This is a genomic window from Pseudomonas sp. TE3728 (genome assembly GCF_056279145.1).
The window spans coordinates 2,740,005-2,763,415 of the sequence record NZ_JBWBQT010000001.1 but is presented as its reverse complement, the minus strand read 5'-3'; the positions used below and the strand labels follow the sequence as shown (position 1 = coordinate 2,763,415).

16 protein-coding genes are annotated in these 23,411 nt (G+C 58.6%); 8 read left to right on the top strand and 8 right to left on the bottom strand.

Translation table 11 applies throughout. The annotated features are described in order from the left end of the window. Positions 1 to 12 precede the first annotated feature (12 nt). Positions 13 to 3,162: a transglycosylase domain-containing protein gene (locus ACZ89R_RS11765; RefSeq protein WP_429545707.1), complete on the bottom strand. Its 3,150-nt coding sequence runs from the start codon at positions 3,160 to 3,162 to the stop codon at positions 13 to 15. A gap of 637 nt (positions 3,163 to 3,799) precedes the next feature. On the opposite strand from ACZ89R_RS11765, the gene ACZ89R_RS11760 reads away from it, so the two are divergent. Then, positions 3,800 to 5,221: an amino acid permease gene (locus ACZ89R_RS11760; RefSeq protein ID WP_008072301.1), complete on the top strand. Its 1,422-nt coding sequence runs from the start codon at positions 3,800 to 3,802 to the stop codon at positions 5,219 to 5,221. A 163-nt stretch (positions 5,222 to 5,384) separates the two neighbouring features. On the opposite strand, the gene ACZ89R_RS11755 is transcribed toward ACZ89R_RS11760, so the two are convergent. Further along, positions 5,385 to 6,509: an OpgC family protein gene (locus tag ACZ89R_RS11755; protein ID WP_429545708.1), complete on the bottom strand. Its 1,125-nt coding sequence runs from the start codon at positions 6,507 to 6,509 to the stop codon at positions 5,385 to 5,387. Between the two features lie 221 nt (positions 6,510 to 6,730). Here ACZ89R_RS11755 and ACZ89R_RS11750 point away from each other — a divergent pair, with 221 nt between their 5' ends. From ACZ89R_RS11750 to ACZ89R_RS11740, 3 genes are read left to right on the top strand one after another with little or no spacing between them, the layout of a single operon-like run. After that, the gene (locus ACZ89R_RS11750; RefSeq protein WP_123500628.1) at positions 6,731 to 7,672 is read left to right on the top strand and encodes a glycosyltransferase family 2 protein; all 942 of its coding nucleotides are present in this window, start codon (positions 6,731 to 6,733) and stop codon (positions 7,670 to 7,672) included. 1 nt (position 7,673) lies between these two features. Beyond that, a complete protein-coding gene (locus ACZ89R_RS11745; protein ID WP_429545709.1) occupies positions 7,674 to 9,182 on the top strand; it encodes a glucosyltransferase domain-containing protein in 1,509 nt (502 codons plus the stop codon). 47 nt (positions 9,183 to 9,229) lie between these two features. Then, the gene (locus ACZ89R_RS11740) at positions 9,230 to 10,801 is read left to right on the top strand and encodes a glycosyltransferase family 39 protein (protein WP_429547864.1); all 1,572 of its coding nucleotides are present in this window, start codon (positions 9,230 to 9,232) and stop codon (positions 10,799 to 10,801) included. Here the strand turns inward: ACZ89R_RS11740 and ACZ89R_RS11735 are convergent. The 6 genes from ACZ89R_RS11735 to ACZ89R_RS11710 all read right to left on the bottom strand — a co-directional run bounded on the left by ACZ89R_RS11735 (position 10,749) and on the right by ACZ89R_RS11710 (position 19,916). Further along, complete coding sequence (locus ACZ89R_RS11735) at positions 10,749 to 11,033, bottom strand: putative quinol monooxygenase (RefSeq protein WP_007905780.1); 285 nt, start codon at positions 11,031 to 11,033, stop codon at positions 10,749 to 10,751. The genes ACZ89R_RS11740 and ACZ89R_RS11735 overlap by 53 nt on opposite strands. A gap of 499 nt (positions 11,034 to 11,532) precedes the next feature. Next, a complete protein-coding gene (locus ACZ89R_RS11730) occupies positions 11,533 to 12,936 on the bottom strand; it encodes an ATP-binding protein (RefSeq protein WP_429545710.1) in 1,404 nt (467 codons plus the stop codon). Then, positions 12,933 to 14,744: a DAHL domain-containing protein gene (locus ACZ89R_RS11725; RefSeq protein WP_429545711.1), complete on the bottom strand. Its 1,812-nt coding sequence runs from the start codon at positions 14,742 to 14,744 to the stop codon at positions 12,933 to 12,935. Before ACZ89R_RS11725 ends, ACZ89R_RS11730 begins: the two co-directional genes overlap by 4 nt. After that, positions 14,741 to 15,700 (bottom strand): cytochrome-c peroxidase, encoded by a 960-nt coding sequence (locus tag ACZ89R_RS11720; RefSeq protein ID WP_429545712.1) that lies wholly within the window; start codon positions 15,698 to 15,700, stop codon positions 14,741 to 14,743. The genes ACZ89R_RS11725 and ACZ89R_RS11720 overlap by 4 nt, the downstream gene beginning before the upstream one ends. Before the next feature lie 38 nt (positions 15,701 to 15,738). Continuing rightward, positions 15,739 to 17,613: a putative bifunctional diguanylate cyclase/phosphodiesterase gene (locus ACZ89R_RS11715; protein ID WP_429545713.1), complete on the bottom strand. Its 1,875-nt coding sequence runs from the start codon at positions 17,611 to 17,613 to the stop codon at positions 15,739 to 15,741. Continuing rightward, positions 17,610 to 19,916: an EAL domain-containing protein gene (locus ACZ89R_RS11710; protein WP_429545714.1), complete on the bottom strand. Its 2,307-nt coding sequence runs from the start codon at positions 19,914 to 19,916 to the stop codon at positions 17,610 to 17,612. The genes ACZ89R_RS11715 and ACZ89R_RS11710 overlap by 4 nt, the downstream gene beginning before the upstream one ends. A gap of 256 nt (positions 19,917 to 20,172) precedes the next feature. Here ACZ89R_RS11710 and nosR point away from each other — a divergent pair, with 256 nt between their 5' ends. The 4 genes from nosR (at position 20,173) to ACZ89R_RS11690 (ending at position 23,352) form a co-directional block, all read left to right on the top strand. Then, positions 20,173 to 21,531 (top strand): response regulator c-di-GMP phosphodiesterase, NosR family, encoded by a 1,359-nt coding sequence (gene nosR / locus ACZ89R_RS11705; protein WP_218399000.1) that lies wholly within the window; start codon positions 20,173 to 20,175, stop codon positions 21,529 to 21,531. Positions 21,532 to 21,738: 207 nt separating this feature from the next. Continuing rightward, entirely contained in the window at positions 21,739 to 22,173 is a 435-nt protein-coding gene (locus tag ACZ89R_RS11700; protein ID WP_123500647.1) for an NUDIX hydrolase, read from the top strand. A gap of 23 nt (positions 22,174 to 22,196) precedes the next feature. After that, on the top strand, positions 22,197 to 22,835 hold the full coding sequence (locus tag ACZ89R_RS11695; RefSeq protein ID WP_008072313.1) for a LysE family translocator: 639 nt from the start codon (positions 22,197 to 22,199) through the stop codon (positions 22,833 to 22,835). Position 22,836: 1 nt separating this feature from the next. After that, positions 22,837 to 23,352 carry a GNAT family N-acetyltransferase gene (locus ACZ89R_RS11690; RefSeq protein ID WP_429544152.1) on the top strand — a complete coding sequence of 172 codons (516 nt, stop codon included), beginning with the start codon at positions 22,837 to 22,839 and terminating at the stop codon, positions 23,350 to 23,352. Positions 23,353 to 23,411: the final 59 nt, after the last annotated feature.

The window sequence follows — 23,411 nt, the reverse complement described above, 5'->3', positions numbered from 1 at the left end:
GAATACCACCCTTTAACGTGCGGATGTGCCCAGTGCGGCCGTAGCTTGAGTGACGACCGGCAATCCCGTCCCGGTATGGCACAACGTGTGGGTGCCCGGTTGCAGATAAGGCGACAGGATCGGCGCCATGCCCTTGAGCACTTGCGCGGGCAACGCCGAGGTGAATTTGAAATTCTCCGCCGTGCGACCGGGAACATAGGCGGTGAGGGTGCCGAAATGCTTGTCGCCGATAAAGAACACAAAAGTTGCCGTGCGGTTGATCGATTTGGAGCTGAGAATCCGCCCGCCGGAACCGATGGCTTCAATGCGGTTGTCGCCGGTGCCGGTCTTGCCCCCCATGGCCAACGGGCTGCCATCGACCAGTTTAAAGCTGCCGGCCAGGCGTTTGGCGGTGCCGGCGTCCACCACTTGTGAGAGGGCTTCGCGCATCGCGGCGGCCACTTCCGAAGGCATCACTCGTTTGCCGACCTCCGAATTGTTGATCAGGCGGGTTTCATAGGGCGTATCTGCCGCGAAGTGCAGGCTGTCGATCCGCAATGTCGGCATCCGCACACCATCGTTGAGAATGGTGCCGATCAACTCGGCCAACGCAGCGGGGCGATCGCCCGAGCTGCCGATAGCGGTGGCCAGCGATGGCACCAGGTGATCGAACGGATAGCCGACTTTCTGCCAGCGCTGGTGAATGTCGAGGAACGCTTCGATCTCCAGCATGGTGCGGATGCGGCTGTCACGGGCGCCCTTGTGACGGCTTTTGAACAGCCAGCTGTAGACTTCCTGGCGTTCGAACTGGCTGGCTTTGACGATCTGGCTGAACTTGGCGTCGGGGTTATTCAGCAAGTAGCCGATCAGCCACAGATCCAGCGGGTGGACTTTGGCGATGAAGCCTTGATCCGGCAGGTCGTAGCTGCCAGGGCCGTAACTCAGGTAGAGGCGTTCGAGGCGTTCATCGGTCAGTTTTTCTTGAAGCTTGGCGCCTTTGAGGTGCGAGCGTACGAAGGTATTGAAGTCTTCCTGGTCGGCCTGGGGGAATAGATAACGATGCACCGCGGCCATGCGAATCGGCGTTGGGCGCATGCCGTCGAGAAAGGTTTCGAGCCGCGCCTGGGTGTCCTTGTTGCGGTATTTCTTCCAGAACTTCAGCAGGAATGAAGTGCCTTCTCTGTCGGCGAAGGAGGCCAGGTATTCCTGACGCCGCGGGTCGCGGTCGTCCTTGAGTAATTCGGCGCTGCTGTTAGGGCCCGCGTAGGTGCTGTAGCGCACCAGGTCACGCATCAGCCGAATGAACGGCAGGTTGATCGATTCGCGCAGAGCATCGCGCAGGGTCGGCAGGCGGCCGTTGTCTTCCTTGCGGAAGTTGACGAATGTGTGCAGTCCGCCGCCGGTGAAAAAGGCCTCGCCAGGGCTGGCGGAATATTTGCGATCCAGCGCGGCGCCGAGCATTTTCGGCAGGCTGCGGTCGGTGTTCTGAATCATGTAATCGACGGCCCAGCGGGACAGGCGATCCGGGTCGGCGACTTCGGTTTTCTTTAGTTCGGCGACGCTCATGCTGGCGTAGCGATCATGCAGTTCGGCCATGATCTGCAGGTAGGTGGTGAGCACGCGCATTTTTGCGGTGGAGCCCAATTCCAGTTTGCTGCCTTCATTGATGTCGAATGGCTGGTCGGTGCTGTCGGTTTGCACCCGCACGCGCGAACCGTCCGGGGTCAATTCGAACAGGGTGAAGCTATAGCGCACCTGCGCGGTGTTGGTGGGGGTGAGCAGGCGTTCGCCGATCAGGCCGATTTCCGCTGCATAAGCTGGATCGGCCAGATGCTTGAGGTAGGCGGTGGCCTGGGTTTGCAGCTCGCCTTGCAAGGTGCTGGTGGCGGACAGGTCGAGGCGGTCGAGATCATACAGCGGACGATTGAGTAAACCGGCCAGGCGGCTGCGCGCCACACTGATGCCTTTATTGGTTTCGATGGGCTGAATGGTGGGCTGGGTGGCCCAGTCGCGGTAAGTCACTTTACTGGCCAATGCCGCCGTGGCGAGTGGCGCATCGATCACGCCGTTTTGAGACAGCAGGCGAATATGGCTGTCGGTGAGGCTGGCCAATTCATCACGACCCTTGGTCAAGTAATGGGAAGGGCGGCGCTGAGCAATCATCAGTGACAGCATTTCGCGCAGGGCCAGGCCTTTTTCCGACAGACTTTTCGGGTCGGTGTCGGTGCTGGCCAGCCGTTCGTTGGCCTTGCTGAAGTCGGCGCCGTACCAGACACGCAAACCTTCGGCCATGCCATGCACTTCACCGTGGCCCGGTACCGCCGACAGCGGAACACTGTTGAGGTAGTCGCGAATCACGTTTTGTCGCGCCTGGAGGGTTTCCGGCCCCGCCTGATAGGCGCGCACGCTGGCGGAAATCATCTGGCGGATTTTTTCCGCGCCCGACACCGTCAAACCATCGGGCGAATGGCGATATTTCTCAAGTTGCGTGGCCAGCGTACTGCCGCCCGCCGACTGACCGGGCAGGCTCAACAGCTTGGCTACCTGGGACCACGCCGCCTTGCCGAACCGCGGCCAGTCCACGGCGGGGTTGGCCAGAGGCTGACGGGGATCGAGCAAAAAACGGTTTTCAATAAACAGCAAGCTGCTGACCACGACCGGTGGGATCGCGGCAAAGCTTGAATAGAGTTGCTGGGGGTACTTGAACTGGTACAGCGGGGCCGCGCGGCAATCGGTGATCGACAGCCCAGCCTGGATTTTTTCAGCATAGGGCACAAAAAAACCCTTGTCGGTGTAATTCATCAGTGCTGGGGAGAAGCGGGTTTGTGCCGCTATTACGTAATCGCGTTTGAGCAGTCGCGGTAGAAACTCATCCATGGTGCTGTAACCCAAACGCTGATCGAACGGGCCTGCGCCAGGGTAGCGAATCGCATCGCTGGGTCCGGGTTGCAGCTCGTACTTCAGCGAGGCTGCGTATTTGCTGATTTCCCGTGCCTGAAACTTGGAGGTGCGCATTTCCTTGGCCGCGGCGAGGCCCAGGACAATCAGGATAATCAGCAACAGCAACCAGAAAGCCCCCCAGCCGTGCCGGGAGCGACGGGGTTTCTCAGGTAAAGGCGCTTCATCCACTCGTTCAGTCGGAACCACGGTTTTACTCGAATCGGTTTGCCACAAAGCGCCCATAGTCGACTGATCCATTCACGCAGATTGATCGGACTTGCTTGAAGCTTAGACGGTGGTTGGCGTTGGTGAAAAAATTGTGAATAACCAGATATCGAGTTCCCGCTATTCCTTGTGGCTTGTGACCTGTGTGACTTGTGGCGAGGGAGCTTGCTCCCGCTGGGCTGCGAAGCGGTCCTATCCCTGCAAACGTGATCTGCCAGGTAAACCGGTGTGTTGGGTTTGCGACTGCTGCGCAGCCGAGCGGGAGCAAGCTCCCTCGCCACAGGGACGGTGATGTCGTCTGTAATAGCCGAGCTAGACGTATCAAAGAGCTAAATGCTGCCTGGATAGGGGCATGACGATGCACCATTGCTGTGCAATACTCGGCACCGTTTCAGTGGCGAATAATCCTGCATAAGTCAGGTAATGCCCCTCCGTAAACCCCGCTTTTGCCGAGAGTTATGGCTGAATGTTGTGATTTATAGAGTGAAAAACCCTGCTGGAAGCTTTTTATACTGCATGCCCGCTGATCTTGCAGGTTTTGGTCCTGCAAGACGTGTCTGCCCATGAAGCAGGCTCGGTTTCAACAGGCACTGGTTTATCGGTCGGTGCTTCGACACTCGGTGGTCACATCCAATAACAAGACGAGGTTGTACCTATGCCAGTCGGCAATCACCTGCCTCACGGCGAGACCGCTCAGGGCGGCCCGCTTAAACGCGAACTAGGCGAACGGCATATTCGCTTGATGGCGCTCGGTGCCTGTATCGGCGTCGGCCTGTTCCTGGGTTCGGCCAAGGCCATCGAAATGGCCGGTCCGGCCATCATGCTCTCCTACATCATCGGCGGTCTGGCGATTCTGGTCATCATGCGTGCCCTCGGCGAGATGGCGGTGCACAATCCGGTCGCCGGCTCGTTCAGCCGTTACGCTCAAGACTATCTCGGCCCGTTGGCAGGTTTTCTGACCGGCTGGAACTACTGGTTCCTGTGGCTGGTAACCTGCGTCGCGGAAATCACTGCGGTGGCGGTGTACATGGGCGTCTGGTTTCCCGACGTGCCGCGCTGGATCTGGGCACTGGCGGCGTTGATCAGCATGGGCTCGATCAACCTGATCGCGGTGAAAGCCTTCGGTGAGTTCGAGTTCTGGTTCGCCCTGATCAAGATCGTCACCATCATTGCGATGGTGGTCGGCGGCATCGGCGTGATCGCATTCGGTTTCGGCAACGACGGCGTCGCCCTGGGAATCTCCAATCTCTGGGCTCACGGCGGCTTCATGCCCAACGGCGTGCAAGGCGTGTTGATGTCTCTGCAAATGGTGATGTTTGCCTACCTCGGCGTCGAGATGATCGGCCTGACCGCCGGTGAAGCCAAGAACCCGCAGAAGACCATTCCCAATGCGATCGGCTCTGTGTTCTGGCGGATTCTGCTGTTCTACGTCGGCGCCTTGTTCGTGATCCTGTCGATCTACCCGTGGAACGAAATCGGCACCCAGGGCAGCCCGTTTGTGATGACCTTCGAGCGTCTGGGCATCAAGACCGCCGCCGGCATCATCAACTTCGTGGTGATCACCGCGGCGCTGTCGTCCTGCAACGGTGGCATCTTCAGCACCGGGCGCATGCTCTACAGCCTGGCGCAGAACGGCCAGGCCCCGGCCGGTTTCGCCAAGACCTCGAACAACGGCGTGCCGCGTCGCGCGCTGCTGCTGTCGATCGGTGCCTTGCTGCTGGGCGTGTTGCTTAACTATCTGGTGCCAGAGAAAGTCTTCGTCTGGGTCACCGCGATTGCCACCTTCGGCGCAATCTGGACCTGGGTGATGATCCTGCTGGCCCAGCTCAAGTTCCGCCAAGGCCTGAGCGCCAGCGAACGTGCCGGCCTGAAATATCGCATGTGGCTGTACCCGGTCAGTTCTTACCTGGCGCTGGCCTTTTTGGTGCTGGTGGTCGGCCTGATGGCGTACTTCCCGGACACTCGCGTGGCGCTGTATGTCGGGCCTGCTTTCCTGGTGCTGCTGACGGTGTTGTTCTACGTGTTCAAGCTGCAACCGACCAATGTGTCGCAAGGTGCGGTGCGTTCGGCTTCGTAAGTTGTAACGCCAGAAATGCAAAAGCCCCGGTTTAGATGACCGGGGCTTTTGCATTGTGGAAGATCAAAAGATCGCAGCCTCGTTGCACTCGACAGCTCCTACAGGGTGTACACCATCCCAATGTAGGAGCTGTCGAGTGCAACGAGGCTGCGATCTTTTGATCTTAAGCTACCGACACCACAATCGAGCGATTCAACCGCTTGTTGAAATCCAGCCAGGCCCCCAGCAGCACCATCAGCCCGACCCCCAACATTGCGCTGAATACCTGCATCGCCAGTGCATTCGCGCCCAAGGCGTTGAGCATGTCCGCCAATGGCGCCAGCAACACGCCAAAACAAAACACTTCCAACGAATAACGACCCATGCGGCAGCTTTGTTGCGCCAGCCAATGTTGCGTCCAGCCATTGTCGGGCAACAACCTGGCGGTGACGTAGGCGAGGGCGAGGAAATGCAGCAGGCGTGCCGGCGAGAGGTGGGTCTTGCTGATCGGATAGAGCCATTCGCCGAGTGTCTGGGGCATGAAGGCGTCATGCACGGTCGGCCATTTCCACGACACCGCGATCAGCCCGGTCACCATCAGATAGGTCAGCGCGGCGATAAAAACCGGCTGCCGAATCAGCGGTCGAGGTTGCGGCGCCCGAGGCCTTTGCCCGTGAATCGCCGTCGCGCCACCGAGAATAAACAACAGTTGCCAGGCCATCGGATTGAAAAACCACACGCCACCGTCGGTGCCCGCCAGGTTCCACTGAAACCATGGCGCCAGTAGATACACCAGCACCGACAATCCCACCACGTATTCAGGCTTGCGCAACAGCATCGGCAGCACCAGCGGCAGGCCAAGCAGCAACAAAATATACAGCGGCAGCGGGTCCATCAGGTTCGGCTTGAAGCGCAGCAACAGCTCATCCATCAATGCCTGCTGCGGATTGCTGAGGAAGTACTGCAAGCCCATCTCCTGCACCAGGTCACGGGTTTCCACGTGGCTGTTGGCGAAAAACACGATACCCATCAGCAGCGCCAGCAAAAAGATATGCACCACATACAGCACCCAGGCGCGTCGCAGGATTTTTACCGTGGCGACCATGAAACCGTCGCGCCGGGCGATTTTGCCGTAGGCCAGCACGGCCGCGTACCCGGCCAGGAACACGAAAATCTCTGCCGCATCGCTGAACCCGAAATTACGCACCGTGAACTGCGCGAGCGGGTTCTGTGGCACGTGATCCCAGAAGATGAAGATCAAGGCCAGGCCGCGAAAAAAGTCGATTCGGTGATCGCGTTCAAACGTCATGATGGCGGGCTCTTGAACGGGTTGAGTAGGAGCGAGCGGCGCGCAGGGTGGCGTGATTCGCCGCCAATTGCAAAAGGCTGGATATTACCGAATGTCTCAGGGGGCTATAGCGAACGATCGGGATGGCGTGTCCGTCGGTCTGCCGGGCAGTTCGCGCACCAGAACGCCCCCTGATGGCGGTCTGCCGAACATCTACACTTCGATTTTCAGGAGTGTGAAACGTGAAAGTTTCGCTGATTGTTCCGGTATTCAATGAAGAGCAGGCGATCAGTCTGTTCCATCAGGCGGTGCGTCGCGAATTGAAACTTGACCCGTGTGAGGTCGAGATCGTGTTCATCAACGACGGCAGTACTGACCGGACGGCTGAGCAGGCCAAGGCGCTGGCACAGGTCGATGAACAGGTATTGCTGATCAACTTCTCGCGCAACTTCGGCAAGGAACCAGCGTTGTTTGCCGGCCTGGAATACGCCACCGGCGATGCAGTGATCCCCATGGACGTGGACCTGCAGGATCCGATCAGCGTCATCCCGCAGTTGATTGCCGAGTGGCAAAAGGGCGCCGATGTGGTGCTCGCCAAACGCCGCAATCGTGACAGTGACAGTTATTTGAAACGCCACAGCGCATCGCTCTTCTATCATTTGTTGAACAGGATTTCCTACACCCGGATCGAAGAAAACGTCGGGGATTTCCGGCTCATGGACCGCAAGGTGGTCAATGTGATTCGGGCGCTTCCCGAGCATCAGCTGTTCATGAAGGGCGTTCTGTCCTGGGCCGGATTCACCACCGCGGTGGTGGAGTACGAGCGAGCCCGGCGAGTGGCAGGACGCAGCAAGTTCAATGGCTGGAAACTGTGGAACCTGGCGCTGGAAGGCATTACCTCGTTCAGCACGGTGCCGTTGCGATTGTGGACTTACATCGGTGGCGGCATTTCGATCTTCGCGGTGCTGTACGCGGTGTACATGGTGCTGGACAAGATTTTCTTCGGGAACAATGTCCCCGGTTACCCCTCGCTGATGACGGCCATTCTGTTTCTCGGCGGCGTCCAATTGATCGGTATCGGCATCCTCGGCGAGTATGTCGGCCGCATCTATATCGAAGCCAAGCACCGGCCGCGTTATGTGGTCAAAGACGTCATTGGCGGCAAAGACCGGACCGGGCTTTAGCATGGGCAGGCTGAGCGACTTTTTCAGCAAAGAGCTCGGGCGTCGTCGGGTCTGGCTGTTTTTTTTGATCGCGACGCTGGTGTATGTCATTCCGCTGATCCTGGCGGACTATCCCTACATCGATGACAACTGGCGTTCGCTGTCGGCCGGTACGGCCTGGGCGGGGCAGGGACGGTTGTTCACCGAGCTGTTCTACAACCTGCTGACGTTCAGCGATGGCGCACCGAACATCTTTCCATTGCCGCTGTTGATCGCCACGCTGGCCATGGCTTTTGCATTGACCAGCCTGACCTTCCATTACTATCCACGGCCGACACTATCCTGCTGCCTGGTGCTGTTGCCGCTCTGGTACAACCCGTTCTTCCTGCAGAACCTGTCTTATCAATACGACGGGCCGGCCAATGCCTCGAGTCTGGTGGCAGTGATCTACGCGATCACTTTTCGTCATCCCTCGCGCATTCTGCAATGGCTGGTGCCGGCCTTCCTGATTGCGCTGGCGCTGGGGTTCTATCAGGTGAGCCTGAATGTGTTTCTGGGCCTGTGTTGCCTGGAACTGCTCAGGGGCGCGAATGACAAATGGGCGTGGCGGCAGTGGTACGAGTTGATCGGCTGGAAAATCGCCCAGGCAGGGCTCGGCGGGTTGATCTATAGCGTCACGGCTTATCCGTACATGAACCAGGATCGCGCCTTGCTGCTGAACTGGGCGGCGGCGCCCTTGCTGCAACTTGAAATCAACATCGGCCGGGTGCTGGAAAAAGTCGCGCTGCTGTTTCACGGTGGATTCACTTGGGTGTTCGCTGCGCTGCTGCTGTGTGCACTGGCGGGCAGCGTGCGGCTGGCCCGGAACGTGATGGAACGCCATGACACCGGGCTGAGAAAAATCGTGATGGGCCTGGTGTGTGTGCTGACAGTACCGGTCGTGACTTTACTGGTGTCGGGTGCTGCGCTGTTTTTCCGCGACTTCAATGAAGGCGCCAGAACCTTGATGGGTTTTGCGGTGTTGCTGATGCTGGTGTTCTATTTAACCCATCTGGCGCTGGCGCCCATCCATGAGCGGCTGCCGCTGCTGTTGGCGGTGCCTCTGTTGGCCATGCTTTCGTTGTCTTACGCCTATGGCCGCGTGCTGACAGTGCAGAACACCTTTGCGTCCAGCGCGTTGTTTTCCCTGGGGCATGACATTGCGGCCCATCGGCAATTGCACGAGGCCAAGCGTATTTATCTGGCGGTGAGTTATTCCGATCACTGGCTGGTGGGGGCCGCGGGGTCGTTCAAGCAGATGCCGGTCTTGCATTATCTGCTGAACATCAACTTCTTCATGCTGGCTGAAAACCTGCCGAAGGCGGGCATCACCAATGTGGTCGCGGAGAGGGAGCGGCGTAATGCGACCCTGGCCGGTTATCAGGGTTATCCGCCGTTGGTGGAGAGCAAGTTTTACCGCATCTATCTGCTGGGTGATTACGGTTTCATCGTCATGAAGGAGCCAACCCCGATCACCACGCTTCAGTGGTGAGCCTGGTGATTACCTCTTCGATCCCTCCCGAAAGCTTTCCATCCCGGATGGCCGATAGGGCAGGTCTGGTGGCGGTAATCGTCCTCGCGTTGCTCGCAAGGTTTCACTCCATCACCGTGCCGGTCATCTGGTACGACGAGGCCTACAGTATCTTGCTGGCCGAAGGCTCGCCTGCGTATATCTGGGCTACGACGGCACGGGATGTTCATCCGCCGCTTTACTATCTCTTGCTGCATTTGTGGATGTTGCTGTTCGGCAATGGCGTGTTGGCTGCGCGATCCCTGAGTGCGCTGGCGGATGTCGGTACGCTGTTGCTGTGCATCAAATTGATGAGTCAGGTGACGACGCGAAAGGCGACCTGGATAGCCGCCGTGTTGTTGGCGTTGCTGCCGATGTCGGTGCGTTATAGCCAGGAAGTGCGAATGTACACCTTGCTCGGCTTCTGGCTGATGGGCGCGACCGTGGCGCTGGTGTGCTGGGTCAAGGCACCGGATCAAAAACGTTATCCGGTTTTTTACGTGCTGCTGATGTCGGCTGCTTTCTATACGCACTACTTCGCCGCACTGTGCGTTCTGGTGCATTGGCTTTGTTGGTGGCGAGTGCGAGAGGGCGGTCGGCCCAGGGCAATACCGATTCGTGCGTGGGTCGTGGCCAACAGCGCAATCGTTGTGCTGTACCTGCCGTGGACTCCTCATTTCATCGATCAAGTGTTGCGAATGGACGGGCTCGAGTGGATACCGCCACTCACTTGGCAAACAGCACTGACCTTCGTTTGGCAATTGGTGATGATGGGGGATTCGGCCAGTTATTCATCCCTATGGCGTGTGTTGCCCACGGTGTTGATCGTTGTTTGCGCCGCTGCGGTGCTGCTCAAGGCTCGTCATGAGCGGCCTTTCAGCATCTTGCTGGTGGGCTATTTCTTTGTGCCGGTGCTGAGCGTGTTTCTGGTGTCGCTGATCGTGCCGGTCTTCAACGCCAGGTACCTGGTTTTTGCGGCTGTCGCGTTGCCCCTGATCGTTGCGCTCGCGCTGGATGCCTTCAGCCAACGCCATGCCGTTCTCGCCGCTGTCGCCATGGCGTTGGTTTTACTGGCAGAAGTACACGGGCTTTCGGCGGTCTATGCGCAAACCGATGAGATGAACGGGACGAGCATTCGCAAGGACGCAAGACTCGACGCCGTAGTCGCAGGGCTTGGCCGCGAAGTACGTCCGGGTGACGAGATCGTTGTGGATAACCTCTATTGGTACTTGCCATTCACGTACTACAACCCGACAGGTATTCAGCCGAAGTTATACGTCTTCAAATCACCGGCAGGCCGCTTGTGGGGAACCGCCGAATACGGTGGGTGGGCACTCATTCCCCGTCATTTGCGTTCGATTCTCTTCGACGATTTTTCAACCTTGCAACTGACTGCCAAGCGGATCTGGTGGGTCACGGGTTACGCTCGTCCTGAACACGACGCCTTGTTTCCCAGGCACTGGAAGCAGGTGCAGGTGCTAAAGGAAGGGGATAGCGAAGCCCGTTTGTTTCTCCGAGGGGAAGCGGCAACCCCCCTTGAGGTTGACGTCAGAACGCATCCATCAGCACAACAATACAATCCTTCGCCTGGTAACCATTGATCTGCGGCACCAGACGCCGAAAATGCTCAGACTGGCAATGAGCATCCAGCGCCGCCTTATTCGGCCATTGTTCGACGAAGATAAAGTGCCCCGGGTCTTTTTGATCGATGAACAGATCGTAAGCAATGCAGTCAGGTTCCAGTCGAGTCTTCTCGACCAGTTCGGCGTACCACGGGCGAACGGTTTCAATGTATTCGGGTTTGATGAAATCTTGAGCGATTACTTTCAGCATGGTGTTCTTCCTTGGTGCATGGGTATCTACACATCTTCCCGGATTTTGAGGGTGTACATATCCGTTTTTGCGGTAATAGCCACTTAGGGTTCCGCCCTTACGGCGGATCACTTGGAAAAGGGCGTAGCGGCTCAGGAGGGACAAGCTCAAACGGTTTCCCTGGGGTCGGACTCGGTAATGGTAGGCAGTGGCATACAGGCTTTTGTGGCGAGGGAGCTTGCTCCCGCTCGGCTGCGCAGCGGTCGCAAAACCTGCTGACGGGCTTTGTCTGACTGAGCGCGTTGTCTGTTTTGGGATCGCTTCGCGATCCAGCGGGAGCAAGCTCCCTCGCCACAGAGATCTCCTGCGGACAACAGAGATTTCCAGCTTACGGGCGATGGCAATAATGGAGCAACCGGGTAGGAGCTGCCGAAGGCTGCGATCTTTTGATCTTTGGCGTATCTAACTGACCTCAAGGTCAAAAGATCGCAGCCTTCGGCAGCTCCTACACACGGGGTGTTTATGCTGGCCAGGATTGGCGCACCGGCAACTCGACCCGAAAGGTGCTGCCCACCCCGACTTCGCTGCGTACCGAAATATCGCCCTGGTGTTTTTTCACGATGCCATAGGACAGGGACAACCCGAGCCCTGTCCCCTGGCCCACCGGTTTGGTGGTGTAGAACGGGTCGAATATTTTCTGCAGGTTGTCCGGCTCGATACCTATGCCCGTGTCCGCGACCTCGATCGACACCGTTTCACCTTCAAGGCCAGTGCGTAGCGTGATGGTGCCCCGTTCCGGCCCCATTGCCTGAGACGCGTTGACGATCAGGTTCATGATCACCTGATTGATTTGCGACGGCAGGCATTCGATATCGGGCAGCTGTTGAAACTCCTTCACCACATCGGCCTTGTACTTGAGTTCATTGGCAACGATGTTCAAGGTCGACTCGATGCCTTGTTGCAGATTGGCCCACTGCCACTCCTGATTGGAGTCCACGCGGGAGAAGTCCTTCAGGTCTTTGACGATCTGCCCGACGCGGCCGATGCCTTCCTTGGACTCCTTGATCAGCAGCGGAATGTCTTCGCGCAGAAAGTCCAGTTCCACCCGTTCACGCAACTTGCCGAGTTGCTCGATGACCTCGCTTGAGCCAATGGCGTTTTCCGCCTCCCGATAGGCATCGAGCATGTCCTGCAGTTGTTTGAAGTAGCCATCGAGGGCGCCTAGGTTGGAGGAAATGAAGCCGATGGGGTTATTGATTTCATGGGCGACGCCCGCCGCCAGTTGCCCCAGCGAGGCGAGTTTTTCCGACTGCACCAATTGGGATTCAAGCTGTTTACGCTCGTCGATTTCCCGCTGCAACGCCTCGCTGGCTTGCTTGAACTGGGCCGTGCGCTGATCCACCAGATGCTCCAGATGGCTCATCTGAATAGACGCCCGCTCGGTCATCTCCCATTTGGTGAGCAGGGTGTTGGCCATTTGCTGGACTTCAATGTTGTCGAACGGTTTTTTCAGAATCAGCAGGCGATCATGGGCATGCAAGCGTTCCAGCAGTTCATCCCAGGAATAGTCGGAATAGGCGGTACACACCACCACTTGCAGCAACGGATCTTTTTGCCACAGGTGTTCGATGGTCTGCGCGCCGTCCCAACCCTCGGGCATGCGCATGTCGACGAAGGCCAGCGCATAGGGGCGGTTTTCCTGTAATGCCTGGATGAGTTTGCCTAGCCCCTCCTGACCGCCATAGGCCGAATCCAGCTCGAACAGCAGGTTGGTGGATTTCGCTTCGCTGCCGAACAGCGCGGCCTCCATTTCGTCCAGCTCTGCATGCTGCGCTGATGTCGGGGTGAGGATCTTGCGAAAATCTTCATGGATGGACGGTGTGTCGTCGATCAGCAGAATGCGTCGGTTTGAAAGATCGCTCATGCTTCCTCCATGACGGGTTTTAACGGGATCTGCAAAGTGAACAGTGCACCTTTGCCCGGTCCGTCGCTGTGGGCGGTGAGATGGCCGTTCATCTCGATGGCGGCCAGGGCACAGCTGTGCAGACCGAAGCCGTGACCTTCCTTGCGGGTGGTAAAGCCATGGGCAAAGATCCGCGTCATGTTCTCCGGCGCGATGCCTTCGCCGTCATCCTTGACGCTGATTTGCAGGATCGTGTCTTCGACGACTTTCACCCCAAGGGTCATTTGCCGCGGGCGATTGCTGAGGTCAGTCATGGCGTATTTGGCGTTGCTGATCAGGTTGATCAGGATCAGCAACAACCGGTGTTTGTCGCCCATCACCTGCGGTACGTCACCGTACTCCTTGACCACCGTGACGTGATGCCGGATCAGGGCGCCAGCGTTCATCCGCAGGGCGTCTTCCAACAGTTCGCTGATGTGCAACGGCTCCACCAGGCTGTTGGCGCCCGCGTAGGATTGCTGGGTAGCGACGATGTCCTTGATGTGATCGACGCTTTTGCTCAGTTGCCCGAGTTCGTCGGCCATGCCTTGTTGTTCAAGGGCAATGGCATCCACCAGTTGGTTCAGGTAACCGGGCAGCAGTTTTCCTTTCTCGTCCTGGGTCAGGAAGGCGCCCAGGTCGTCTTGATGCGCGTTGATCAGCAGCATCGCCTTGCCCAGTCCCTGGGTCTTGCTGTTACGCAGCTTGCGGGTGACCAGGTCGGCCGAGATGTTCACGCTGTTGAGCACGTTGCCGACGTTGTGCAGCACGTTAGTGGCGATTTCAGCCATGCCGGCCTGGCGAGCGGTGTCGAGCAGTTCGCTCTGGGTATCCTTGAGTTCGCGGGTGCGCTCCTCGACCCGTTGTTCGAGTACGTCGTTGGCAGTTTGCAGTTCCTTGTTGACCCGATGGGTCTCCCCGAAGCTGCGCATCAGGCGAATGGCCAGGTACACCAGCACCATCACCAGCAGCGTTGAAAATACCAGCATGTAGAGGTGGTAGCGCCGGTTGGCTGCATCGGTTTGCTGCTGATCCTTGTTCAGCAGCGCAGTCATGTCGTCCAGCCGTGCGGCCACGGGAATGGCTTCGATATTCTCCAGCAGCCGATTGACCACGGGTTGTTCCCGCAGGATCAGCGCAATGTGATTGCTCAAGACATCGATCGGGCTATGAAACTGCTCCGGTAATCGTTCCTTGTTCACCCGCAGTTTGTTCAGCCCGACCAGGATATCGGCCGCTTTGTCGTCGGAGGTGACCTGGGCGAACTCCAGGCTGCTGAGCAGCAAGTCGTAGGTGTCGGTGGCGATGTTCTGTAGTTGCAGTTTGTCTTCGTCGACCAGTTGGGTAAGCGGTTCCTGGATGTCATCTTCGGCGGTGGGCAAAAACGCCAGTGAGTTACGCAGCACAGCGTTGTGCGATTTGAACTGCTCCACCAGCCGGGTTTTTTCCTGAATGGCGGTGTGGTAAGCCTCATGGCTGGCACGCCAGATCGGCGAGTCATTGCGACCATGACTGGATTCCATGGTCTCGAAGCGCTGCCACAGGAGCGTCATCTCGGTCAGCGGTGCAACCAGCGGGTCGTAGTTGTGGCTGATGGCAATCCTGGCCTTGAGAATCTCGGTTTCCCACTGCGCATTGAACTGTTTGATCCGGCCAATCAGGTCCCGGGACTCGGCGTACGTCGAGGTCTGGTCGGAGCTTGATTTGAGGTACAGAAACAGCAGTGTCGAGGCCAGTAACACGGCCACGCCACTGAGCAATAAAAGGTTGCGACGGTGGTACGTTTTCATAAGGATTTGCCTCCCCACTCACCGGTCAGGGTCTTGAGGAATTTGATGATCAAGGTCTTGTCCTGGTCAGAGGGCACGCGACCGAGCTGGAATCTGAACATCACGTCTACCGCGTCTTCGAGGGTCTTGGCCGAACCGTCGTGAAAGTACGGCGCGGTCACGGCGACGTTGCGCAGGCTCGGAACCTTGAACACGTTGCGATCTTCTTCATCTTTGGTGACCAGATAGCGGCCCAGATCGGCTTCGGTGGGGTTGCCTCGAACCTGGAAGTAATCGCCCATGACTCCGAATTTCTGGAACATGTTGCCGCCAATGTTTACCCCCTGATGGCAGGCGATGCAGCCGTAGTCCTTGAAGCGCTGGTAACCGTACTTCTCCTCGATCGTCAGAATCTCGGTATCGCCCAGCAGATATTGGTCGAAACGCGAGTTGGCGCTGATCAGCGTGCGCTCATAGGTGGCCAGGGCTTTTTGCACATTGTTCATGGTCACGCCGTCCGGGTAGGCCTTGGCGAAAGCGCTTTTGTAAGCCGGGTCGGCGGTCAGTGTCTGAACGACATGCTCCCAATGACTGCCCATTTCGCTGGGGCTCTGCACCACTTCGTGGACTTGTGTTTCCAGAGTGTCGGCGCGGCCGTTCCAGAATTGCCGGAAATTCAGACTTGCGTTGAACACGCTGGGGGTGTTGATCGTCAAGGGGGCGCCGTTGAAGCCGATGGAAAACGCCAGGACGTCGGCGCCTCCGTTTTCCAGACGATGGCAACTGGCGCAGGACAGGGTGTTGTTGACCGACAGGCGTGGCTCGTTGAACAACCGGCGACCGAGTTCGACTTGCAAGGGATTCTGCTGGGGCACTGCGGGCAAGGGTTTGAGCGGTTCGTCCAGCGGTGCGCCGCTGGCTATCAGACAACATCCGAGTAGAGGCGCAAGAAGCAGGTAGTAGAAGGAGCGCGACATCTTGTTATTCCTTGGCAAAGGGTGTCGTTGCACATCGATCATTTGGCTGCGAAGGAGTCGGGCTGCATGGATATCAGGTATTGCACGAAGGCCTCCGGCTCCACGGCTTTACTGAAGTAATAACCCTGGCCTTCCTCGCATTGGAGGGCCTTGAGAAAATTCAATTGCTCGAGGGTTTCCACCCCTTCGGCAATGACGGTCAGTTTGAGGCTCTTGCCCAGGCTGATGATGGCGCTGACCAGGGCCGCATCGTTGCTGTCACGGCTCAGGCCGCGAATGAATGACTGGTCGATTTTCAACACATCGATGGGAAACCGTTGCAGGTAACTCAGGCTCGAATAGCCGGTGCCGAAGTCATCGATAGCCAGCCGTACGCCCAATGCCTTGAGCCGATTCAGCGCGACCATCGTGGCATCGATGTTCTGCATCAATACGCCTTCGGTGATTTCCAGCTCCAGCAAGGTGGGGTCCATACCGGTTTGCTTGAGTATCTGTTCGACCCCTTTGACAAAGTCCCGCTGGCGGAAATCGATGGCCGACACGTTCACCGACATGCAGAGTTTCGGCAGACCTTTCGCCTGCCAGGCGCAGGCTTGTTGACAGGCCTGGGCGAGCACCCATTTGCTCAACGGTACGATCAAGCCGCTGTCCTCGGCCACCCCGATGAAATCTGTCGGGTAAACCCAGCCTTGCCCCGGCTTTTGCCAGCGGATCAATGCCTCGGCGCCGACCACCTTGCCACTGCCCAGGTCAAGTTTGGGCTGGTAGTGCAGGACAAATTCGTTGCGTTCCAGCGCCAGGCGAATACCCGACTCGATGCTCTGCTGTTCCCGGGCGCGCTGGTTCATCTCATCGATGAAAAAGCTGAAATCGTTCGGGCCGCTTTCCTTGACGTTGCGCATCGCGGTTTCGGCTTTTTTGATCAGCGCGATGGCATCGAAACCGTCCTCGGGATAGATGCTGATGCCCAGGCTGGCCGTCACGCTCAGGTCGTGGCCGGCAATGTGTTGAGGCGCGCGTATGGCGTTCAAGAGCTTTTCGGCGATGCCCTTGGTCTGTTGGGGGTGATGGATGTCAGCCAGGATCACCACAAACTCATCGGAGCCGTAACGAAACACCGAGTCGGATGCGCGCACGCAGGCCACCAGATTGTGCCCGACACGTTTGAGCATCTCGTCACCGGTCGGGTGACCCAAGGCATTGTTGATGCGCTTGAAGCGATCGAGCCCCAGAAACATCACCGCCAGTTGTTTGTCATGGCGTCGTGACAGGGCCAGTGATTGGTTCAGCCGGTCGCCCAGCAAGGTGCTGTTGGGCAATTCGGTCAATACGTCGTACTGCAACAAGTGCGACACCTTGAGCAGTTCATGGACCCGGGCCTCAATGGTTTGCTCCAGTGTTTGCACTTTCATGGCCGCGTCCTGCGCCATCTGCCACTTCCAGGTCAAGGCGCTGGCCATCTGGCGGATTTCCAGGCTGTCGAAAGGTTTTTTCAGTACCAGCAACTGATCGCCGAACTCCAGCCGCTCGGCCATGGCTTCCCAGGTGTAATCGGAAAAGGCCGTGCACAGCGCGATTTGCAAGTGAGGATCAGCCTGCCAGAGCCGTTCGATGGTTTCCAGGCCATCCCAGCCCGGGGGCATGCGCATGTCGGTGAACGCCATGGCGTAAGGCCGACCTTGTGCCTGGGCGCGCTTGACCAGTTCGAGTGCTTCTTCGCCCTGGTAGGCGGAGTCGAGCTGAAATACCAGTCGTGCCGACTGCGGGCTGCCGAACAGCGCGGCTTCAGTGCCAGCGAGCGTTTGTTCATCGTCGGTATCGGGGCCGAGAATCTTGCGAAAGTCCTGATGGATCGAAGGTGTGTCGTCGATGATCAGGATGCGCCGGTTGGCCTGGACAAACGGAGTCTTCATTCCTTGTCCTCCGTGGCACGCGGCGGGTCATTCGGCATCGCTGCGGTTGTGTGGCTGGCACGCAGGATGCTCCCGGCCTTCAGCAACTCGGCGGCCTGTTGGCTGCTGACCGCTTGGCTGAAGTAGTGACCCTGGGCGTTCATGGGTGAGCCGGTGGCCATCAGCGAACTGCGTTGCTCCTGGGTTTCTACGCCCTCGGCGATAATGCCGATCCCCACATCGCGGGCGAAGTTGATGATGGCCCGCAACGTCGTCGCGCTGGCCGGGTCGCGTGCGGCCATGTCGATGAAGGTCTGGGCGAGCTTCAGGTGATTGACCTGATAAGTCTTGAGGTAATCGAACGAGGAGTATTCGGTGCCGAAGTCGTCGATGGCGATTTTCACCCCCAGCTCACGCAGGCGCGGCAGTACATCGTTATGCGTCCATTTGGTCTGGGCCAGGGTCGCCTCGGTGACGTCGAAGCGCAGGTCCCACGGGCACAGTTCCCAACGCGCGGTGGTGCGCAATACGTCATAGATCAGCTCGGGACCACTCTTGAGCTGAGCCAGGGACAGTTTTATCGCCACCACCGGTGGCGCCATGCCTTCGTCACGCCACTGACGCATTTGCCGACAGGCGCGCTCCAGCACCCAGTGACCGAGGGCGATGATGGTGCCGGTCTTTTCCGCCGCGGGTAAAAACGCCTGGGCTTCCAGCAACCCGCGCTGAGGATGGTTCCAGCTGACTTGTGCTTCCATACCGAGGATCTTGCCACTGCTCAGGTCCACTTCCGGCCAGTAACGCAGTTCGAGTTCGTCGTGTTCGATGGCCGTTTTCAAGTCGTTGGCGATGGTCATGCGCTCGACCACTTCCTGATTGATCTCCTCGGAATGGAAGTGGTACTGGTTGCGGCCTTTTTCCTTGGAGCGATACAGCGCCATGTCGGCCTGGGTCAACAGGCTGTCGGCACTGAGGCTGATCGGCGCATAGCTGCTGATGCCGATGCTGACCGAAACCCGCACATCATTGCCGGCCAGGGAGTAGGGGAGCACCAGTGCATCGCGGACCTTGGCGGCCAGGGCCGCTGATTGGGTCGGATCGCCGACGTCCAGTTGTAGTATCGCGAACTCGTCGCCACCCAGTCGGGCGACCACATCGTTTTCGCGCACGCAGTTTTTTATGCGCCCGGCGACCTCTTGCAACAGCAGGTCGCCCACCGGATGGCCCAGGGTGTCGTTGATCCGTTTGAAATGATCCAGGTCCAGGTAAAACATGGCGAACGGTGTGGCCCCGCGCCGGGCGGCGGCGAATGCCTGGTGCAGCCGCTCGATCAGCGTCGCGCGGTTGGCCAGCCCGGTCAGCCCGTCGGTGCGGGCCAGCAGGGCGATTTTTTCCTCGGCCAGTTTGCGTTCGGTGATGTCGATGATGATGCCTTCGACTTCCAGCAAGCGGCCTTCATCATCGCGCACCGGGATATAGCGGTTTTCGACCCAGCGCCAGTCCCCGTCACCGGTGCGCATCCGAAACTCGATGGAAGCACCTGACGCATGGCGGTCCAGTACCCTGGCCATCGCCGTATCGACTTTTGCCTGATCGTCAGGATGGATCAGCTCCTGCGCCCAATTGGCCGACGCCACCAGGGCCGCCGCGATGTGGCCGTATTTGGTGATGTTGTGGGAGATGTACATCAACGGGAACGACGGTTCGCCCCGCAGCCGATACAGAATGGTCGGGCTGTTCTGCACGATGATGTTGGCGTCGGACAATTCCCGGGTGCGCTCTTCGACCGCGTGCTCCAGCAAGGACATCTTCAGCGCCGCGTCTTCGGTCATTTGCCACTTGGCGGTCAATGCGCTGGCCATCTGACGGATCTCGATGGCATCGAAGGGTTTTTTCAGGATAAGCAGGCGATCGCCCAGTTCCAGACGCTCGGCGATGTCTTCCCAGGAATAGTCGGAATACGCGGTGCAGAGCGCCACCTGCAGCTTGGGATCGACTTGCCACAGGCGTTCGATGGTTTCCAGACCGTCCCAGCCCGGCGGCATGCGCATGTCGATAAAGGCCATCGCGTAGGGCGAGTCATTCGCCAGTGCGCTCTCGACCTTGTCCAGCGCTTCGCGGCCCTGAAACGCGGAATCGATGACGAAACTTTGCAACGATACCGACGCAGGGGTACCGAACAGGGCGTTTTCAGCGCTGATCAGGCTGTCGTCTTCGATCGATGGCGGGCTGAGAATCTTGGCAAAATCCTCATGGATCGACGCGGTGTCATCGACGATGAGAATCCGACGATTAATGCGCGCAAGCAGCGTGTTCACTGACATGCGCCTGTACCGACAGCAGGTTGGTGCAATGAGCTCATAGAGGGTATCCCTTCCCTGATCGCTGGATGAAGCGGGTATCGTTCTGGATCCGAGTGATCTGAGCATAGTCGCCCGGCCAGAAATTCGCCCGGTTGACTGAAACGAATCATTTCCGGGGTCGGGCTGAAAATCATCTAGCCTGTAGGTCAGGCTCGGGAACGCTAGGACATTCGCCCCGCGCGCGACATAAAGACACACGTTTTCTTGAGGTAATGCCATGGAAGAGCAACTCCCCACGACAGTGACCGATAAACCCAAATTACTACTGGTCGACGATGAGGAGTCGATTCTCAATAGTCTGCGCCGTCTGCTACGCGGTCAGCCCTACGAGGTACTGCTGGCCACCAGCGGTGCCCAGGCGCTGGAGATCATGGCGCAGCAGCCGATCGATCTGGTGATGAGTGACGCGCGCATGCCCAATATGGACGGCGCCACGCTGCTGGCTCATGTCCATCAGCGTTACCCCGACACTCTCCGGATCATGCTGACGGGTTATGCCGATCCGTCGGCCATTATCAAAGCCATCAATGAAGGGCAGATTCATCGTTACATCAGCAAACCCTGGCACGATGAGGAAATGCTGCTGACCCTTCGACAATCACTTGCCTATCAGCATTCCGAGCGTGAACGCTTGCGTCTGGTGCAGGAGACGTGGGATCAGAACGAGAAACTGAAGCTGCTCAACGCCACCCTGGAAAAACACGTCGCGGCCCGCACCAGTGAGCTGCAGCAGACCGCCGACATGCTGGACCTGGCCTACGAAGAGCTCAAGCGCAGCTATGTCACGGGCACCGAGGTGTTTTCGTTGCTGGCCAACCTGCGCCTGCCGCCCGCCAAACAGACCAACCGGCAGATCATCGAGCTGGTGCGGGTGTACTGCAAACTGCATGGCCTGGACGAAGGCAGCAGTCGTGACCTGACCATGGCCGCGGCGCTTTACAACATCGGAAAATTGAGCTGGACCGACAGCATGATGAGCACGCCCTCGGACCTGCTGCATCACAATGACCGCGAGCGCTATCGGGGTTATCCGAAGCAGAGTGAGTCGCTGCTGATGACGCTCGATCCGATGAAGGATGCCGCTCGGCTGATCCTGCATCACCAGGAGCGTTGGGACGGCAGTGGTTTTCCGGATCGGCTCAAGGGTGAAGCGATTCCGTTCGGTTCGCGGTTGCTGAAACTGGCGGTGGATTTCATCGAGTTGCAGCGCGGGCTGATCCTCGAACGGCAGATGAACAGCGATGAAGCCCTGGTGTACATCCGCCAGTACGCCGGTCGCCTCTACGACCCGGAGCTGGTGGAGGATTTCATTCAGGTTTGCGCCACTTATCTGAGCGACGTGACACTGGCCGATCCGACGGTCAAGGTGCTGACCACCCGGGATCTGGCGGCGGGCATGATCCTGGCGCGCAATCTCAACGCCGACAACGGCATGCTGCTGCTCAATGCCGGCAAGGTGTTGAATGGGCCGCTGGTGGAGAAGTTGATCGCTTTCGAGGCGATGGAGGGTGCCAGGTACAGCATTTTTGTGAAAGTGCCGGAGGAAGTGGAGGGCGCGCTTCTCGAGACGAGTTAAGTGTTCAAGACTCAACACTGATCCCCTGTGGGAGCGGGCTTGCCCGCGATGAGGTCATCACATCCAACATTGATGTTGCTGACAGTCCGCTATCGCGGGCAAGCCCGCTCCCACATTATTTGGCGTTCGGCAGATAAGTTTTCGGCGTGACGAAGAACCGGCGCGCATGTGATCCTTGCGTCTTTTACCCAAGGCCAATCCTGATCCATGACACTTCCATCCGCCGCTTCGCCCCGCCTCATCCGCATCGCCGCTGCCCTGCTGATCGGCCCCGACGGTCGCACCCTGCTGGTGCGCAAGCGCGGTACCCAGGCGTTCATGCAGCCGGGAGGCAAGATCGAGGCCCATGAGCAACCGGTCCATGCCCTCGCTCGGGAGCTGGAAGAGGAACTGGGGCTGGTTATCGATCCGGCCCATGCCGCCTACCTGGGGCAATTCTCGGCACCGGCCGCCAATGAGCCGGGTTTTGTCGTACAAGCCGAACTTTTTCAATTGATCATCGACTCACACGTTTCCCCAGCGGCGGAAATCGAAGAAGTGCGCTGGATCGATCCTGCCACCGACGGCGATGTCATGCTGGCGCCATTGACACGGGACCAGATATTGCCGTTTTATCGAGCCTCACTGAACGAAACCGCTTGATCGTCCAAGGACGGAGGATGCCCATGATCCCGCTTCAAGATTTGCTGATTTTCGCCGCGGCGGCGCTGCTGATGGTACTCACGCCCGGGCCAAACATGATCTACCTGATCTCTCGTTCAATCTGCCAGGGGCGCAAGGCCGGAGTGACTTCGTTGCTCGGCGTGGTCGCGGGGTTTTTAGTGCACCTGTTCGCTGCCGCTGCGGGTTTGACCGCGGTGTTCGTGGCAGTGCCGATGGCCTATGAAGTGTTGAAGTGGGCCGGTGCGTTGTACCTGTTGTGGCTGGCCTGGCAGGCGGTCAAGCCCGGTGCGCGTTCGCCGTTCGAGGCGCAGCAGTTGCCGGCGGACTCGTCCCGCAAGCTGATTACCATGGGCTTTCTCACCAGCGCGCTGAACCCGAAAATCGCGGTGTTTTACCTGTCGGTGTTTCCGCAGTTCATTACCCCTGAGCACGGTTCCGTGTTCACCCAGAGCATCATCCTCGGCCTGACCCAGATCAGCGTGAGCTTCAGCGTCAATCTGCTGATCGCGCTGTTTGCCGCGGGCATCGCGTCCTGGTTCGTCAACAACCCGAACTGGCTGGCGATGCAGCGTTACTTCATGGGCTTCGTGCTATCCGGGCTGGCGGTGCGCTTGATGCTCGAGCAGCGGCGAGTGGCCTGAAATGTGGATTCAACGGCTTGATGCCAGCCATGCCCTGGATTACCGGGCGCTGATGCTTGAGGCCTATGACTTGCATCCCCAGGCGTTCACGTCCAGCGTGCGCGAGCGCGCGGTAATGCCGTTGAGTTGGTGGGAATCGCGCCTGACCGGCAAGCTGGACGTAGTGTTCGGGGCGTTCGAGAAGGGTGAGCTGGCGGGCATCGTCGGCCTGGCCTTCGAGCCGCGGGAAAAGGCCCGGCACAAGGCGACGCTGTTTGGCATGTACGTGACCGGCAAGGTTCGGCAGCGCGGGCTCGGCTATCAACTGGTTCAGGCAGCTTTGGCTGAAGCACAGACCCATCAGGGCCTGAGGCTGATCCAGTTGACCGTCACCGCCGGCAACGAAGCCGCCTTCAAGCTGTATCAGCGATGCGGCTTCGTGCAGTTCGGCCTTGAGCCGCTGGCAGTTCGGGTGGGCGAGGACTACTTCGACAAAATCCACATGTGGCGAGAGCTCACCGCTGAATCTTTGGCATAAGGGCTGTTGTGGCGAGGGAGCTTGCTCCCGCTGGGCTGCGAAGCGGCCCCAAAACCCGC